General features: G+C 56.8%; 12 protein-coding genes. 11 read left to right on the plus strand and 1 reads right to left on the minus strand.

The annotated features are described in order from the left end of the window. The first annotated feature begins 216 nt into the window (after positions 1 to 216). The 5 genes from FE782_RS08670 (at position 217) to FE782_RS08690 (ending at position 7,455) form a co-directional block, all read left to right on the plus strand. On the plus strand, positions 217 to 1,848 hold the full coding sequence (locus FE782_RS08670) for a response regulator (protein ID WP_158299310.1): 1,632 nt from the start codon (positions 217 to 219) through the stop codon (positions 1,846 to 1,848). Then, positions 1,841 to 3,649 carry a sensor histidine kinase gene (locus tag FE782_RS08675; RefSeq protein WP_138193683.1) on the plus strand — a complete coding sequence of 603 codons (1,809 nt, stop codon included), beginning with the start codon at positions 1,841 to 1,843 and terminating at the stop codon, positions 3,647 to 3,649. The genes FE782_RS08670 and FE782_RS08675 overlap by 8 nt, the downstream gene beginning before the upstream one ends. A 271-nt stretch (positions 3,650 to 3,920) precedes the next feature. Further along, positions 3,921 to 4,766 carry an ABC transporter permease gene (locus FE782_RS08680; RefSeq protein ID WP_238392391.1) on the plus strand — a complete coding sequence of 282 codons (846 nt, stop codon included), beginning with the start codon at positions 3,921 to 3,923 and terminating at the stop codon, positions 4,764 to 4,766. Positions 4,767 to 4,787: 21 nt separating this feature from the next. Beyond that, positions 4,788 to 5,669 (plus strand): carbohydrate ABC transporter permease, encoded by an 882-nt coding sequence (locus tag FE782_RS08685; RefSeq protein ID WP_202914497.1) that lies wholly within the window; start codon positions 4,788 to 4,790, stop codon positions 5,667 to 5,669. Positions 5,670 to 5,748: 79 nt separating this feature from the next. After that, complete coding sequence (locus FE782_RS08690; protein WP_138193685.1) at positions 5,749 to 7,455, plus strand: type 2 periplasmic-binding domain-containing protein; 1,707 nt, start codon at positions 5,749 to 5,751, stop codon at positions 7,453 to 7,455. Between the two features lie 53 nt (positions 7,456 to 7,508). On the opposite strand, the gene FE782_RS08695 is transcribed toward FE782_RS08690, so the two are convergent. Next, positions 7,509 to 8,708: a right-handed parallel beta-helix repeat-containing protein gene (locus tag FE782_RS08695; RefSeq protein ID WP_138193686.1), complete on the minus strand. Its 1,200-nt coding sequence runs from the start codon at positions 8,706 to 8,708 to the stop codon at positions 7,509 to 7,511. 247 nt (positions 8,709 to 8,955) lie between these two features. On the opposite strand from FE782_RS08695, the gene nagA reads away from it, so the two are divergent. The 6 genes from nagA (at position 8,956) to FE782_RS08725 (ending at position 16,538) form a co-directional block, all read left to right on the plus strand. Continuing rightward, complete coding sequence (nagA, locus tag FE782_RS08700) at positions 8,956 to 10,119, plus strand: N-acetylglucosamine-6-phosphate deacetylase (protein WP_158299311.1); 1,164 nt, start codon at positions 8,956 to 8,958, stop codon at positions 10,117 to 10,119. Between the two features lie 45 nt (positions 10,120 to 10,164). Next, positions 10,165 to 11,007, plus strand: a complete 843-nt coding sequence (locus FE782_RS08705; RefSeq protein ID WP_138193688.1) for a sugar phosphate isomerase/epimerase family protein — start codon at positions 10,165 to 10,167, stop codon at positions 11,005 to 11,007. Positions 11,008 to 11,138: 131 nt separating this feature from the next. Then, positions 11,139 to 11,942 carry an SDR family NAD(P)-dependent oxidoreductase gene (locus FE782_RS08710; protein ID WP_138193689.1) on the plus strand — a complete coding sequence of 268 codons (804 nt, stop codon included), beginning with the start codon at positions 11,139 to 11,141 and terminating at the stop codon, positions 11,940 to 11,942. Positions 11,943 to 11,970: 28 nt separating this feature from the next. After that, entirely contained in the window at positions 11,971 to 13,170 is a 1,200-nt protein-coding gene (locus tag FE782_RS08715; RefSeq protein ID WP_138193690.1) for an enolase C-terminal domain-like protein, read from the plus strand. 83 nt (positions 13,171 to 13,253) lie between these two features. Beyond that, the gene (locus FE782_RS08720; protein WP_138193691.1) at positions 13,254 to 13,829 is read left to right on the plus strand and encodes a DNA-3-methyladenine glycosylase; all 576 of its coding nucleotides are present in this window, start codon (positions 13,254 to 13,256) and stop codon (positions 13,827 to 13,829) included. 141 nt (positions 13,830 to 13,970) lie between these two features. Beyond that, a complete protein-coding gene (locus FE782_RS08725) occupies positions 13,971 to 16,538 on the plus strand; it encodes a PEP/pyruvate-binding domain-containing protein (protein ID WP_138193692.1) in 2,568 nt (855 codons plus the stop codon). The last annotated feature ends 71 nt before the right edge of the window (positions 16,539 to 16,609 follow it).

The raw sequence follows: 16,609 nt of genomic DNA on the forward strand, positions 1-16,609 counted from the left end.
CGTCGAGCGATGGTAGGCTCGGCGTTTTTTCGTTGTGCCGAGAGGACGCCTAAGACCCGGCGTCGAATAGGTAGAACATCGGAAAGAAGATAAGAATCCCATGGATAGTTTACATTTACCGCATAGCGGCGGAGGGACGACAATAAGCAAAATGGATGGAAGGGATCAGCTTCGATTCATGCCGAACGTATGAGAAACCGACAGGAGCGTGAGACGATGGTTCGGGTACTGGTCGTTGACGACGAAAAGGAAATTCGCAAGGGTCTGGTCACGCAGCTCCCGTGGGCGGAGTGGGGCGTCGACGAGGTGTCGGACGCCGACGACGGGGATACGGCGCTTGAGCTTGCGAGACGCTGCCGACCCGATCTTATCGTCACCGACATCCGGATGCCGCGCATGAGCGGTCTTCAATTGATCGAGGAACTGGTGCGCGCCGGCTACGACGGAAGCTTGATCGTCATTAGCGGCTATGACGACTTCCACTACGCGAAGGACGCTTTCAAGATGGGGGTGTCGGATTACTTGCTGAAGCCGATCAGCAAGGACGAATTGTCCAAGGCCGTGGCGTTCGCGCTCCAACGGATGCGCGAACGGCAAGCCCTCGAGCAGAACCGCAGCATGGTTCAGCAAGGGTATGAATCGGCGATACCGAAAATCCGGGAAGAACTGCTTCGCGAATTGACCGAACAGCCTTACCGCGACAGCCAAGCGCTGCGCATCGAGCATAAGCTCGAGCAGTTGAAGCTGAGCTGGCTGCTCCAATCCCGGCTGCGGCCGGTCGTCTTCGGCATCGATAGTTTGAAGGCGATTGCAGGGACCGAATCGCCGTCGGATAAGGACGCTCTGCTTGCGGCCATGGGCGAGCGGTTAGAACTCATTTTCCAAGAGAAGTCGCCGATACGTTACGTTCTGTTTCGGTCCCGAACGGACGATTGGATCGCGTTGTTCGGAGAAGACGAAGGGAACGGCTTCGCGGACGTCGACGCGTTATCCGCGGAGGCCTGCGCGAAGGTGAGCGAGATGCTTCACATTCGGATCAGCCGAGGCTGCGCCGACGAATCCGGCACCGTTCGGGAGCTGTACGAGGTGTGCCGCAGAGCCGTAGAGCGATTGGCGCACTACAAAGTGCGCGGCATTTCGGCAGGTTCGGACGAGGAGGAGCCGGACGGCGACGAACGGCTCGGCGATCCGCTCTCGAGCGCGAAGGGGATCGTGGAGCTGATGAAATACGGTACGCAGCAGGACGTGCGCGAGGCGCTCGGAGGCTTTCCGAAGCTGGTCAAGTCCTGGAATGTCCGCCATCCGAAGGATCTACAGCAGCGAACGTTCGAGTGGCTGCTCGACGTATTCCGAACCGCGCAGCGAACGGCCGGTTGGCGGGAGAACGCGTGGGAGAGAAATCCGATCGTGCTCTGGGAGCATCTGGAACGGTTCGATACGCTGGAATCGCTGCAGCAGCAGGTGATCGATCAGCTGCTGAAAGCTTCGGAGAGCATTAAGGTGCAATCCGATTCAAGAAGTCAGATCGTACATGAAGCGATGCGAATTATTAAGCAGCGATTTCAGGAAAATTTGACGCTGCAGACGGTGGCCGAGCAAGTGCATGTGACGCCGGTGTGGCTCAGCAAGCTGTTCAAGAAAGAAACCGAGATGAACTTCTTGGAATTCATCACTGACGTTCGGATGCAGAAGGCGGCGGAGCTGTTATCCGACCTGACCTATAAGGTATATCAAATCAGCTTCCTCGTCGGCTACCAAGACCCGGTCCATTTCTCCAAACTGTTCAAGCGGAAATACGGTTGTACGCCGCAGGAGTACCGAAACAGCAGGGGGAATCAGCATGCCTAAGGCTCCCCTTCTCGATCTGGGTCGATTCTCGATCCGGTATCAGGTGATCCTCTTGTTTTTCTTGATCATCGCGCTTCCTTTTATATTTATCGGTTATTTCTCTTATTCCAAATCGGTCCAGGCGATCCAGAACGTCAGCTCCCTGATTTCTAAGGAAATGATGGACAAGAACGCGAACAATTTGGATAACTATCTCGATTTAGTAGACCGCGCGCAGAACGACATTATGTATTCGCCGGACATGCAGCATTTGCTCAGCATCGAACCGGCCGACAGCTTGGAGGAGATGGAAATCGCTTCCAAGCTGATCCAATATTCCACGGATCTGAGCAGCAACGCGCATGCGTACTCGATTCGCATCTTCCCGATCGAGCCTTCCCGGTATCCGACCTTCACGCATTCGATCTATCAGAATGTCGACGTGGAGAAGGAAGAGTGGTTTCGGGACGGGGGCGCGATGAAGTCCCCGTTCTGGCAGCTGTTCCTGCCGAGCGACAACCCTTACCTGTACAAGGAGCCTATTCTTTCCTTAATCAAGCAAATTTACGGTTTAAATAAGACGCAACCGCTCGGCTTCGTCGCGGCCGACATTAAGGTCAGCACGCTTAGCGACTATCTGGCTCCCGTCATCATGATGGATCAACAGCAGGTTATGCTGATCGACGAGCAGGGGACGATCGTCTACCATCAGGACCAAACGCTCATCGGTACGTCCGTCGCTTCGTCCGCGTTGAGCGAATATCTCCGGAAGAGACCGGGAAGCGACGTCACGATCGCGATCGACGGCGACGAATATATGGTGACGTCCGCGACGCTGGCGCACAACGGGTGGAAGCTCGTCAGTCTGCTCCCCGTATCGTTGTTAACCCGGCCGATCTCGGGCATCGAACAAATCAGCTTCCTGTTTCTCTTCTTTTATTTCGGACTTTCCGTCTTTACGGTCGCTTATTTGACCTCCCGCTTCACGAACCCGATCCAAAAGCTCGTACAGGCGATGCGCATGGTAGAGCGGGGGGATTTGCTTCCCAGACTTCCGCAAGTGAAGCGGATGGACGAAATCGGTTGGCTGTACCATGGGTTCGATAACTTGGTACAGCGCATCGATCAGCTGGTGCAGAACGCGGAGAAAGCGGCGAAAGATAAGAAAGAACTGGAGTTTCAAGTGCTCACGCACCAAATTAATCCGCACTTCCTATACAACACGTTGGAGGCGATCCGCTGGAAAGCGGAAAGCCGGAAGTCCGACGACATCAGCGAGATGGTCCGGTCGCTCGGCAATTTGCTCCGGTTAAGCTTGAACGACGGCCGCGAGATGTCGACGGTGGAACGGGAGATCGAGCATGTAAAAGCATACGTGAGCCTCCAAACCGCTAGGCAGGATACGTCGATCCGCATCGTCTACCTGATCGACGAAGAAATCCTCCAGCTGCCTTGCTTGCGATTGTTGTTTCAGCCCCTGGTGGAAAACGCGATCAAGCACGGCACACGCTTCGCGGGTGAAGGGGAGACGGTGAAAGTCGTCATAACTGGTCGCATGGAATCGTCCGTGCTTCGATTCGAAATTATCGACAACGGTCCGGGCATTCCCAAGGAGGTGCGGGCCGCATTGCTATCGCCGGAAAACGAGACGTCTTCGCAGCGGAAGGGCGTCGGCCTGCGCAACGTTCACGAGCGGTTGACGATCTATTTCGGCGAAAGATACGGCCTGCGCATTCGGAACGGCGACGAAGGCGGTACCGTCATCGAGCTGACGCATCCGGTTCTAAACGGCGAGTCGACCGCTTCCGAAGCATCGGCATAACGAGTAAGGCACCCGAACATCGTTCCGGGTGCCTTCTTTATTTTATGTTTAAGAATCACCTAGTAAAAAACAACAATGCGTCGTACAAAGCAACGAGGGCTAGACGATATAATGGCAACAAATAGGACGGAGGAGAATCGGATTGAAAACTAATGCACTTGCGGACATCGAAACCGTACCATCCATTGACCCTGGACGCAAAGTCCGTAAAAATTCCTTCTGGACGAAAGTAAAAAAACAACATGTTTTATTGTGGATGTCCGTTCCGATCATGGTTCATCTTGCCGTCTTCCAATTCGTTCCGTTATGGGGCTGGTTGATGGCCTTCAAGGATTACAAGATCGGCAGGAGCATCTGGAGCGCGGAATGGGTAGGATTGAAGCATTTCGAAATATTGCTTCAGCACGATCAATTTTTGCAAGCGCTTCGAAATAACTTCGCCATGAACGTCATGCAGCTGGTCGCCGGCACCGTCTGCGCCGTCGGATTGGCCGTCGTGCTGAGCGAGCTGAGGAGCAAGTGGTTCGTCCGCGTCGTGCAGACGATGACTTACTTGCCGCACTTCGTCTCGATGGTCGTCGTCGCCAACATCTTCGTCATGCTGCTCTCTCCCGATCGAGGGTTGCTCAACGACTTGCTGGTGAAGCTGGACTGGATCGACGAGCCGATCTTCTTCTTCGGCCAGGCGACATGGTTCTGGGTGCTGCACACGATCATTCTCACCTGGAAGGGCTTCGGCTGGAGCGCAATCATCTACTTAGCGTCGATCGCCGGCATTGATCCAAGCTTGTACGACGCGGCTCACGTGGACGGAGCGAACCGGTGGCAACGCGTCAAATATATCGTCATTCCGTGCATCATTCCGACGCTCGTCCTGCTGACGATCCTCAGCATCGGCAACTTGCTCACCGGCGGATTCGAATCGCAATTCCTGCTCGGCAACGTCATCACCGCGGAATATTCCGAAGTCATCTCGATCGTGGCGCTGCGTCTCGGCCTTAATCAAGGCGACTTCTCCTTCGGTACCGCCGTCGGCATCTTTAACTCCCTCGTCAGTCTTACGATGGTGTTGATCGTGAACGCCATCGCCAGAAAATATCAAACCAACCTCTTTTAAACGATTGGAGCGAATGCATCTATGCCAATTCATCGGACTAGGGGAGAACTGGCCGTCGACGTATTGTTCTACGTTTTCCTAAGCGTCGCCGCCTTTACTACCGTTTATCCTTTCATTTACTTGCTCGTCATTTCGCTGAACGAGACGCAGGATGCGCTTCGAGGCGGATTGTACTTCTGGCCGAGGAAATTTACTTTTGAAAACTATCTCTATGTCTTCGAAAACCAGAGACTCGCCAGAGCTTCGTTAAACTCCGTCCTTAGAACCGTCATCCAAACCGTCTTGTCCGTCTTCGCCTGCGGGATGCTCGCCTACGTGCTCAGCCGCAAGACGTTCATGTTTCGGAAGGCGTTCAGCCTCACGCTTGTCGTTACGATGTACGTGAGCGGCGGGCTCATTCCGACGTACCTCTTGATCAAGAATCTCCACTTGTTGAACACGTTCGCCGTATACATCGTGCCCGGCCTCGTCAGCGCATTCTACATTTTCATTATGCGTACGTTCTTCGAACAGCTGCCTGACGGTCTCGTCGAATCGGCCTATATCGACGGCGCGAACGACTTCAGCATATTCACCCGAATCATTATGCCGATCAGTCTTCCGGTCCTCGCGACGGTCGCGCTCTACGTCGCGGTAAGCGAATGGAACGCATGGTTTGACAATTACTTGTATAACAGCCGGAACGAAAATCTTGCGGTCTTGCAATACGAGCTGCAGAAAATGATCCAGGTCGTCGAGAACACGACGTCGGGGGAAGAAGGCGAGCCCACGTCGCGGGTCATCTCGCCGCTGACGATCAAGTCTACGCTCACGATTCTAGTCACCGTTCCGATCCTGCTCATCTACCCGTTCCTGCAAAAATATTTCGTCAAGGGCTTGACGCTCGGCGCGATGAAAGATTGATTTCACAGCCGTTTCCGTCTAGCATGGTACGGAAGCTGCTTTGAGATAAATACTATAATCATTCGGAGGTCGCAAACGTATGAGGAAAAGAAGCAGGTTCAATGTACTAACCGCTCTAACGCTGGCTGGCATCCTGTTGGCCACGGCGTGCTCCAACGGAAATTCCGGCGAAGAACCGGCAACCCCGGAGCCCGAGAAGCAAGCGGAGCAGCCCGCGCCGACGACGCAGGAGCCGGCGAAGGAAGAAGAACCCGCAAGAGAGCCCTTCACCTTCACGATGAACATGGACAATCCGAACATCAACTGGGATAACGAAGTCGCCGCGGAAATTACGAAGCGCACCGGCGCGACGATCAAGTGGGATATCATTACCGGCGACTTCCGCGAGAAGATGAACGTATGGCTCGCGGCCGGCGACTACCCCGAAGTGATCAACATTCACGACAACACGCTGCAAATGTATATCGAAGCCGGCGCCGTTCTCGACCTGACCGATTTGATCAAGGAGCACGCGCCGAACATTCAGAAAGCCTTCAATAACGACCTCTCGATCCTGCAGCATCCGGACGGTAAAATCTACGGCTTGCTGCAGCCGCCGACGCAGGAGGTCAGAAGACTCAATGATAAAGGTTGGATCGCGATTCAAGCCGCTGCATTGAAGGAAGCGGGTTATCCGGAAATCAAGACGCTCGAAGACGTCAGGAAGGTCGTCGTCGACTATATCGCGAAATATCCGGAAATCGACGGCGGCAAGACGATCGGCTTCTCCAACTACGGCGCGGCCAACCAGCTGTATAACATCTTCGACACCGCAGCGCGCAGCTATGCCGGCTTCCCGACGACGGCGCAATACTTCGTCGACGATCAGAACAACGCTCGCCTGCGCTTCTTCGAGCCGGGCTACACGGACTTGTTCAAATTCTTCAACCGAATTAACAAAGAAGGCTTGTTCGATCCGGAGTCGCTCGTTCAGACGCAAGAGCAATTCACGACGAAGTGCTCGCAAGGCCGCGTCGTCGTTATCTTCGGCGGCGGCGGCGATTGCAACGGCACGCTGGAAGCGAACGGCATGGAAGACCGTTCTTACGTATACTTCGATATCGTTGCGCCGGGCAAGACGAAGCTTCAGAACGAATTTTCCAAAAATCCGAGCGTCGGCGGCGACATGTGGCTGTCGATCACGAAGAACGCCAAAGATCCGGTACGCCTGATTCAATTCTATGACGACATGTATAAGCTGGAAAATCAAATTTTGGTCGGTTGGGGTATCGAAGGAAAGTACTATACGGTAGAAAACGGGAAGCGCACGGTCACGGACTGGTTCATCCAGTATACGAAAGATAACCCGAGCACGTTCTATGAGGATCTCGGCATCGGCTACGCGCGCCCGCTGTCCACGAACTACGCATCCGGCTTCACGCTCTCCGACGGCGACTTCGCGATGTACTCGAGTTCGGAAAGCTGGGTTTCGAAGCGCACGAGTCAGACCGTTAACGACACGTATGCGAAGTACGGCGCGAAGACGGCTGCCGACTTGTTAATTAAGGGTCAACAGAAGGCGTACAATTTCGCGACCTCGAAGTGGACGGACGAAATCAAGACGTTCAACACGGAAGCGATCGCGGAGTGGGGCAAGGCGCTCCCGAAATTCATCCTCGAGAAGGATGAGTCGAAGCTGGACGGCATCTGGGCGGAGCTCGAAGCGACGCTGAAGGGCAAAGGTCTCGACAACCAAAACGCGGAAGTGACGAGAATCTACCAAGAGCACTTGGCGACGCTGAAATAATCGCAATTGGAAGGGGCTGTTCCGGCACGATCCGGAACAGCCCCTTCGCTTCCTTATTCGCCTTCCGGGAGCCAGTGATGGTGCGTCGGCAGCGCGCAGCCGACGAACTCGTTGTCTTCGAGAAGGAGATCCCGCGTATGTTCTTCCATGCAGATGCCGATCGTTCGATCCCGCGGCGCCTTCTCGAACGAAATCCGGTTCGCGACAAGCTCGACATGATGCGTATGACCGCGAATGCGGATGCCGACATAGCCCATCGCTTCCGAGCCGTTGTCCTCGATCGTGTTCCATTCGACGCGATTGTAATTAGCCGCCATCGGGTCCCCTTCGTTGCGGAAGAAGATTCCGTAGTAGCCGTTGTGCGAAAGCCGGTTGTACCGAATCACGTTCCGAACGTCTTTATGGCCGATCGAAAGACCGTTCGAGCGGTTGCCGACCGCTTCGTTGTGCTCGACGACGCTGTCTTGGACTCTCCAACAGAGGAAGATGCCGTCCATGCCGTTCTCGTTAAAGACGCTGTCCCGGATCAGCGTATCGACCGTGCCGCTCCCGGGATGAATCCCCTTGCCGCCGTTGCGGACGCATTCGCAAGCGAGCACGCGAACCCCCGAACAGTGCTGATAGCTGATCCCGTCCCCGTTATAGTCCTTAACCGTGCAACCTTCAATCACGACGTTACGGGAACCGTACAGGTAGATCCCCGCGTTGCGGCACCCATCCGCGAGCGTGTTGCTCGTGTTCCCCTCCACGATCAGGTTCCGAATTTCGATCTGCTCGCAACCGTTCGCGCCGATGACCGAGGTTTGCGTCGTCGCGATGCCGCCGTGCGCCAACAGGACGGTGGAATTGATTTCGCGGTCGAGATGAAGCGTATTCCCTTCCTTCGCCGTGACGACGGCGACCGTATCTCCGAAGCCCATGCTTGCGGCGGCTTTGCGAATCGTAATCGTCTGGCCGACCTGGAATGCATCCGGGCGCTCCACCGTTATTTGCCGTTCGTGCAAATCGGCGTCGGCCGCGAGCGGCGAGACCCGTTCTTCGGATTGACGCAGCACCGTCTCGCCCGGAATGCCCTCCAGCTTCACATGAGAGCGCAGATGGATCGCGGTTTCGATCTGGAACGCGCCCCTCCCGATCCGAACCGTGCCTCCGCCAAGGTAAGACACATAGTCGATCGCGGCTTGGATGTCCCGGTTGGCCTTCCCCGGAGGGCTGTCCGGCGACTCGACGACCGTTACGATGATTTTCTCCATAACGTTCCCCTCGCTTCGTTATACAAGTTCTTATGCCATGTTCAGTCTATCATCGACGGATTTCCCATAGCGATGAGGCAATTCCAACGTTTACTATGAGGATTTTATACATTATGTATTGGATAAAAGTCGCTTAGTATAAATTAAAATCGGCTTGTAGGAGGGGGAGAACGATTCGCTATACCATGGAGATGTTCTCGTAATGCCCGGCGATCTAATATACAATTCAGATAGGGGAGTGAAAGCGATGAAAAAATTAGTTATCAACGGTAAAATGTACACGAAACGCGGGATTCTCGATAACGGAAACCTGTTGATCGACGAAGAAGGTCGGATCGAAGCGGTCGGCGGACCGGAGGTAGCCGCAGGCTGCGGCGAAGCGTCGATCCTGGATGCTCAAGGAATGACCGTTCTTCCAGGCTTCGTCGACGTCCATGTTCACGGCGGAGCCGGGTTCCATACGATGAAAGGAACTTATGAAGATCTGAACGGGATGAGTCGGTTTCATGCGGCCCACGGCACGACGTCGTTCCTCGCGACCACGAACACGGATTCGAAAGAAACGATCGTACGGGCGCTGCGAAATTGCGCCGTCTCGGCCGAGCGGGGGCTGGCAGGGGCAGACCTGCTCGGAATCCATTTGGAGGGTCCATATTTAAGCGCCGCCCGCGCCGGAGCCCAAAACAAGTCTCAATTATGCGCTCCGAACGTGGAAGAGCTTCAACGTTTCATCGATGCGTCGCAAGGTCTGATTCGTCTCGCGACGCTCGCTCCGGAACTCGACGGCGGCATGGAAGCGGTGGAGATGCTGTCGAAGGCGGGGATAACGGTATCGATCGGACACTCCGACGCGACGTACGCACAAGTGTTGGACGCTATTGGGAGAGGAGCTTCGCAAACGACTCACCATTTCAACGGCATGAGCCCGTTGCATCATCGGGAGCCCGGCGTCGCCGGCGCCGGACTCCTCTGCCGGGAGCTGACGACGGAGCTGATCGCCGACGGGATTCACGTGCACCCCGCGGTCGTAAAGCTTCTGTTCGAAACCAAGGGCCCGGATCGCGTATGCATGATTACGGATGCGGTGTCCAGCGCGGGATTGCCCGACGGCGACTACGGCGACAGAACGATGAAGGACGGTCAAATCTGGTTGAAGGACGGCTCGAGCCTCGCCGGAAGCTCGCTGACGATGATCGCGGCGTTGAAGAACGCCCTTCGGTTCACCGGATACCCGCTCGAACGACTGTTGCCTTCCTTCACGGCGGTTCCGGCGCGGCAAGCCGGCGTCTCTCACCGGAAAGGGGCGCTTGAGGCCGGGAAGGATGCGGACTTTTTGATCCTGGATGAAGCTCTCTCTCTCGTGTCGACGTTCGTCAAAGGCAATGAGGTCTATAAAGCAACTAACGCGTGAAATACATAAGGAGTTCATCATTTCTTACGGAAAGGCGTGATTGTCATGTCGGTCGGCGTATTAGCTCATCTGTTCGGAAGCTTGCCTATAAGACAACTGGCCACGGAGGTGTCCGAGGCCGGATTCTCCCATGTACAGCTTGCGTTGTGGAAGGCGATCAGCGACGTCGATTTCTCCGAACCGGGGAAGCTGAGCCCTGGGTTAGCCTCGTACATCGGAGAAGAGTTCGCCAAGCGAGGCGTCTCGATCTCCGTGTTGGGATGCTATTTGCACCTGTACGACCGCGACGTCGAACGGCGGCGCGCAAATCTCGCGCGGTTTAAGGAGCTGCTTCGGTATGCTCGTTCGTTCGGCTGCAGCATCGTTGCCGCCGAGTCGGGAACGCTGCCGGGGGGCGATTACAACGAACAGGATTGGAAAGCGATGCGGCACGCGCTGGAGGAGCTCGCCGAGGAGGCGGAACGGTGGGGCGTCTTCGTCGGCATGGAGCCGGCGAACGGCCATCTGATCGGAACGGCTTCCGAATTGAACCAATTGCTCGAGGAGGTGCCGTCGCCGAACGTCGGCGTCGTGATCGATCCGGGAAACCTGTTGACGGAGGACAACTTCGCGGCGCAGGACGACGTAATCCGGGAAGCCTTCGATTTGCTGGGAGATCGGATCGTCGCGGCCCACGCGAAGGATCGGTTCCTGTCCGAAGACGGCAAGCTGCTTACGGCGTCCCCGGGATACGGACGGATGAATTACGAATTATATTTGGAACTGCTTCATCGATATAAGCCTTACGCGCATATCGTCATGGAGCAGGCGACTCGAGACGAGATGGCCGATTCCAAACAATATATCGAACGAATCCGCGCGGGTTACGAGAAACCGATAACGAAATAAACCATCTTGGGCTGCTCCCGCGTTACGTCGATGGAGGCAGCCCTTTATTCGTTCATACGGGATAAGGCGGACGCATATTCCGGACGGCGGTCTCATAAAGAGACAATACAATCCCGAGAGGAGGTTCCAAGATGAGCGCGAAACCCTCGAACGGCCGTACTGCGCTCGTTACGGGCGCAAGCCGAGGCATCGGCAGGGGCATCGCTTTCTCCCTTGCCGAAAGCGGATACGACCTTGTCATCACTCATCTGAATGAACCGGAGGAAGCCGACCGAGCGGCCAGCGAAATCCAAACGGTGCACGGCAGGAAATGCACCGTACTCCAATCCGATCTATCTTTGCCGGGCGCGCCGGATGCGCTCGCCGACCGAGCGATCCGATCCGCGGGACGAATCCATGTTCTCGTCAATAATGCGGGCGTTACGATGTTGTCGAAGCTCGTCGAGATGGAGACGGAGAAGCTGGACTATCTCATAAACTTAAATTTGAGAGCCCCGCTGTTGATGATGAAGGCGATCGGCCGGCACATGAAAGACCAAGGCATCCGCGGGAACATCGTCAACATCGCCTCGACTCGGGGCGAACGCGCCTATCCGCTGGACGCGGTGTACGGCGCGACGAAGGCGGCCTTGCTGCGGGCTACCCAGTCGGTCGCCTTGGAGCTGTCGACCCATGGCATTCGAGCGAATACCATCGCGCCCGGGGCGATTCAAGTCCGTGAAGGAATCCATGCGCGTAACGAGCGGCTGGCCCGGAACATTCCGCTGCAGCGCATGGGCACGCCGGACGATATCGGAAAGGCGGTCGCATGGCTCGTGTCCGACGAAGCTTCCTATATGACCGGCGCAACGCTGCGGATCGACGGCGGCTTGATCTTGCCCGGAATGCCGGAAACCGGGAGCGCCGCGGACGGCGGATGGGGGAGAGTCGATTAGCGACCTTAATTATTAAGGAGGGAAATTCATGTCCTTAACAATAACGGACGTACGAACGATCGTCACGGCGCCGGACGGGATCAATCTTGTCGTCGTGAAAATCGAAACGTCCGAGCCCGGGCTGTACGGACTCGGCTGCGCCACGTTCACCCAACGTTACCTCTCCGTAAAATCGGCGGTAGACGATTATATGAAGCCGTTCCTGATCGGGAAGGACCCGCAGCGCATCGAAGATGTATGGCAGTCCGCGATGGTCAGCTCGTACTGGCGCAACGGCCCTGTATTGAATAACGCGTTGTCCGGCGTCGATATGGCGCTCTGGGACATTAAAGGCAAACTGGCGGGCATGCCCGTGTACCAATTGCTCGGAGGGAAATGCAGAGAAGCCGCGGCCGTGTATCGTCATGCGGACGGACGGGACGAGAAAGAAGTCGAGGAGAACGTAAGGCGGTATATGGCGGAAGGGTATCGATATATCCGTTGCCAGATGGGCTCGTACGGAGGGAAAGACCATAAGATCGTCTCCCCCGAAGGCGCGCTCCCCGGCGCGTACTTCGACCCGGACGCATACGCGCGTTCGATCCCGCGGATGTTCGAGCATCTGCGGCGCGAGCTCGGCGACGAAATCGAACTGCTCCACGACATTCACGAGCGAGTCGCTCCGATCGAGGCGATCCGCATGGCTAAGCGGCTGGAACCGTACCGGTTGTTCTTTTTGGAAGACGCCTTGCCTCCCGAGCATCTCGATTGGTTCCGCAGCATTCGAGCGCAATGCGCCACGCCGCTGGCGATGGGGGAGCTGTTCGTACACCCGCAGGAGTGGACGCCGCTCATCGTCAACCAACTGATCGACTTCATTCGATGCCATATCAGCGCTATCGGCGGGTTGACTCCCGCGAGAAAACTTGCGGCGCTGTGCGAGGCGTTCGGCGTACGCACCGCCTGGCACGGTCCGGGCGACGTGTCCCCGATCGGTCACGCCGCCAACGTGCATCTCGATCTCGCGACGCCGAACTTCGGAATACAGGAGTGGAGCGGCTTCTCGGAACGGATGAAGGAAGTGTTCCCGGGTTGTCCTGAGGTTCGCAACGGATACGCCTACGCGAATGAATGCGCGGGGTTCGGCATCGAGCTCGACGAAGCGTTGGCGGCTCGATACCCTTGCCGTAACGTATTGCCCGCGTGGACGTTGGCCCGAACGCCGGACGGTACGTCCGTGAGACCGTAAATTACTTAATGCCGCTAAGGAAAGGCGACCGCCTCGTTTTGGTTAAGCTAGATAAGACACTAGACCCAGAGGCGGCGAAGAGGATGGAACGGTATCGTTTCCTGGCAAAAGACACGGTAGAAGCGGCGGAGCGGCTGCTGGGATGGGAATTAGTCCGCAGGACGGAACGCGGCGTCATTCGGATCCGCATCACGGAGACGGAAGCGTACAAAGGCGGCGACGACCCGGCCAGCCATGCAAGCCGGGGAGTAACCGCGCGGAATCGGCTCATGTTCGGGGACGTCGGTTACTTATATGTATATCTCATCTACGGGATGCATCATTGCATGAACATCGTCGCCCACGAACCCGGAGAAGTCGGCGCCGTCTTGCTTCGGGGAGGAACCGCCCTGGAAGGAATCGATCTGATTCGTAGGAATCGACCGGGCGTCTCGGATAGGCTACTATTAGACGGTCCGGGGAAGCTTGCCCAAGGGTTGGGCATCGATCTGAGCTGGAACGGTTATTTCCTGCTCGAACCCGGCGCGTCCGCCGCCGACGGCTTGCGACTCGAACCGGGGCAGGCGGAAGGATCGATTAGCAGAACGCCGCGAATCGGCATTACGAAAGCCAAGGAGCTTCCGTGGCGTTTCGTACTCGAACCTTCGGAATCCCGATAGACGGTAAAACCCCTGTATGGGCCGCGGCTCGTATAGGGGTTTTTATTAACTTCGTCAATGAAATCGAATCGCCTTTTCCATCCGGCTGCCGGAATGAATTATAATAGTGAAAATAGAGGCTGAGGAAAAGGCGGAGGTACCATGGGATTTCGCGGGAAAGCAAGCACGGGGCTGCCGGGCTTCGATCAGGTGATCGACATGCTTCGCTTGGGCGACAACGTGGTGTGGCAAGTCGATTCGACCGAAGACTACCAACGGCTGGTCGCTCCTTACATCGAGCAGTCGCTCAGAGACGAGCGCCGGCTCGTCTACGTTCGCTTCGGCAAGCATGAACCGGTTATCGGGGAGCATCCGGAAGTAGAGACGTATGAGATCGATCCGACGCGGGGCTTCGAACGATTCACGGCCGAAGTGTACGCGTTGATCGAACGCCGGGGGAAACAAGCCTTCTACGTATTCGACAGCTTAACCGAGCTGTTGGAACAGTGGAAATCGGACTTGATGATCGGCAACTTCTTCAAGATTGTATGTCCCTACCTGTACGAGCTCGATACGATCGCCTACTTCGCGCTGATTCGCAGCGCGCACACGTACAGCACGATCGCGGGCATTCGCGAGACGACGCAGCTGCTGTTGGATGTGTACCGCGTCAACGGAAATGTGTATATTCATCCGCTAAAGGTGTGGAACCGCTATTCGCCGACGATGTTTTTCCCGCACCTGATCCGCGGAGACGAAGCGGTGTCCATCACCGCGAGCACCGAGACGGCGGAGCTGTTCTCGGCCATTCGGCGGGGAGCGGAGCGGTTGGATTACTGGGACGTCCTCCTTCAACAAGCGCAGGACGCGCTGCAATCGGATGCGGTGCGGCAGGAGCAGGTCAAGCGAACCTTGATCGCGATGATGCTCGGCGGCGACGCCGGCCGGATGACCGAGCTGTGCGAGCGGTACTTCACGCTGTCGGATTTGCTCCTCGTCGCCTCGCGCGAGATCGGCACAGGCTTCATCGGAGGGAAGAGCGTCGGCATGCTGCTGGCGCGCAAGATCCTCGATTGCGAAGGAAGGCAAAGGTTCGCCGACTGCATAGAGCCGCACGACTCGTACTACATCGGCTCGGATGTGTATTACACTTATATCGTACAGAACGGGTGGTGGGGACTGCGGGCGAAGCAGCGAACGGAAGAAGGGTATTTCGAGTACGGCAAAGAGCTGAAGACGAAGCTGCTGCAAGGGAAATTCCCGCCGAATATCCGCGAACGCCTGATGCAGATGCTGGAATATTTCGGCCAGTCGCCGATCATCGTCCGTTCGAGCTCCTTGCTCGAGGATAATTTCGGCAACGCGTTCGCCGGCAAATACGAGAGCGTCTTCTGCGCGAATCAGGGGACGCCCGAGGAACGATACGAAGCGCTCGAGCAAGCGATCCGCGTCGTCTATGCCAGCTCGATGGACGAAGATGCGCTGCAGTATCGGTTGAACCGCGGCTTGTTCGACCGCGACGAACAGATGGCCATTCTCGTTCAACGCGTCTCGGGCGATCATTACCGGGATCACTTCTTTCCGCACGTGGCCGGCGTCGGGTTTTCCATGAACCTCTATGTATGGGAGCAAGGCATCGATATGAACGCGGGGATGCTGCGTCTCGTCTTCGGACTCGGCACGCGCGCGGTAGATCGGACGGAAGGGGACTACACCCGTCTGGTCGCGCTGGACGATCCGTCGCGGCTGCCGCCGATGTATGCGGAGGACGAGCGAAAGTATTCGCAGCACGACGTCGACGTGCTGTCGCTCGGCGAGAACAGGCTGACGACCCGGAAGGCCGACGAGGTGCTGCAGCTCGACTTGAAGACCGACCGCGGCTGGTTCGCGACGCCGGATTACGAGACGGAGCGCCGAATGCGAGAATTGGGCATGCATTCGTCGCCGACCCCGCAGCTGCTTCACTTCCGCAGGCTCCTGCGGGAGAGCGAGTTCCCCGCAACGATGAGGGACATGTTAGCGCAACTCGAGAGGGTGTACGATTATCCGGTCGATCTGGAATTTACGGCGAACTTCGGCGCAGACGGACGGTTCAAGATCAACGTGCTGCAATGCCGTCCGATGCAAACCCGAGGACTCGGCGGTCAGGGCGCCGTGAAGCTGCCCGAGCTCGGTCCGGACGCGGCGGAACGACTCTTCTTCGCCGGGCGGGGGAACTTCATGGGCGGAAACGCGCGATTGCCGGTCGAACGCGTCGTCTATGTTCGACCCGAGGCGTATGCGCAGCTTACCGACCGAGAGAAATATTCGATCGCCCGTACGATCGGGAAGTTGAATGCGCAGTTCAAGGGGAAGCATGCGCTATTGATCGGTCCAGGGCGCTGGGGCACGACGATCCCGTCGCTCGGCGTGCCGCTGCGATTCTCGGAGCTGTGCCACATGACCGCCTTATTCGAGGTCGCCGTACCGAGCGAGGGCTTCATGCCGGAGCTCAGTTATGGAAGTCACTTTTTTCAGGACCTTGTGGAAAGCGACATTTTCTATGGGGCGCTCTTCGTCGGCCGGGAGGACGTCGCCTTCCGTCCGGACGTCGTTCTCCGCAGGCCCAATCGCCTGGAGGAATGGCTGCCGGAGCACGCCGGTTTCGCGCACGCGATTCATGCGGCGGAGACGCCGGGGATGACGTTGTACGCGGACGTCGTGAATCAGAAGATGCTGTGTATGGAATGAAAGGCAAAGGGTTACAACGGTCCGGCGATTGTGTTACAGTACAGGGAGACGCCTATGTTTTGAGCGTATTC

Origin of the sequence: Paenibacillus antri, from assembly GCF_005765165.1 — a bacterium.
In the GTDB taxonomy this organism is placed as follows: Bacteria; Bacillota; Bacilli; order Paenibacillales; family YIM-B00363; genus Paenibacillus_AE; species Paenibacillus_AE antri.

Excerpts from the sequence above, each read along its gene's own strand:
- FE782_RS08670 (WP_158299310.1), top strand. The coding sequence starts at position 217 with ATGGTTCGGGTACTGGTCGTTGACGACGAAAAGGAAATTCGCAAGGGT.
- FE782_RS08675 (WP_138193683.1), top strand. The coding sequence starts at position 1,841 with ATGCCTAAGGCTCCCCTTCTCGATCTGGGTCGATTCTCGATCCGGTAT.
- FE782_RS08680 (WP_238392391.1), top strand. The coding sequence starts at position 3,921 with ATGGTTCATCTTGCCGTCTTCCAATTCGTTCCGTTATGGGGCTGGTTG.
- FE782_RS08685 (WP_202914497.1), top strand. The coding sequence starts at position 4,788 with ATGCCAATTCATCGGACTAGGGGAGAACTGGCCGTCGACGTATTGTTC.
- FE782_RS08690 (WP_138193685.1), top strand. The coding sequence starts at position 5,749 with ATGAGGAAAAGAAGCAGGTTCAATGTACTAACCGCTCTAACGCTGGCT.
- FE782_RS08695 (WP_138193686.1), bottom strand. The coding sequence starts at position 8,708 with ATGGAGAAAATCATCGTAACGGTCGTCGAGTCGCCGGACAGCCCTCCG.
- nagA (WP_158299311.1), top strand. The coding sequence starts at position 8,956 with ATGAAAAAATTAGTTATCAACGGTAAAATGTACACGAAACGCGGGATT.
- FE782_RS08705 (WP_138193688.1), top strand. The coding sequence starts at position 10,165 with ATGTCGGTCGGCGTATTAGCTCATCTGTTCGGAAGCTTGCCTATAAGA.
- FE782_RS08710 (WP_138193689.1), top strand. The coding sequence starts at position 11,139 with ATGAGCGCGAAACCCTCGAACGGCCGTACTGCGCTCGTTACGGGCGCA.
- FE782_RS08715 (WP_138193690.1), top strand. The coding sequence starts at position 11,971 with ATGTCCTTAACAATAACGGACGTACGAACGATCGTCACGGCGCCGGAC.
- FE782_RS08720 (WP_138193691.1), top strand. The coding sequence starts at position 13,254 with ATGGAACGGTATCGTTTCCTGGCAAAAGACACGGTAGAAGCGGCGGAG.
- FE782_RS08725 (WP_138193692.1), top strand. The coding sequence starts at position 13,971 with ATGGGATTTCGCGGGAAAGCAAGCACGGGGCTGCCGGGCTTCGATCAG.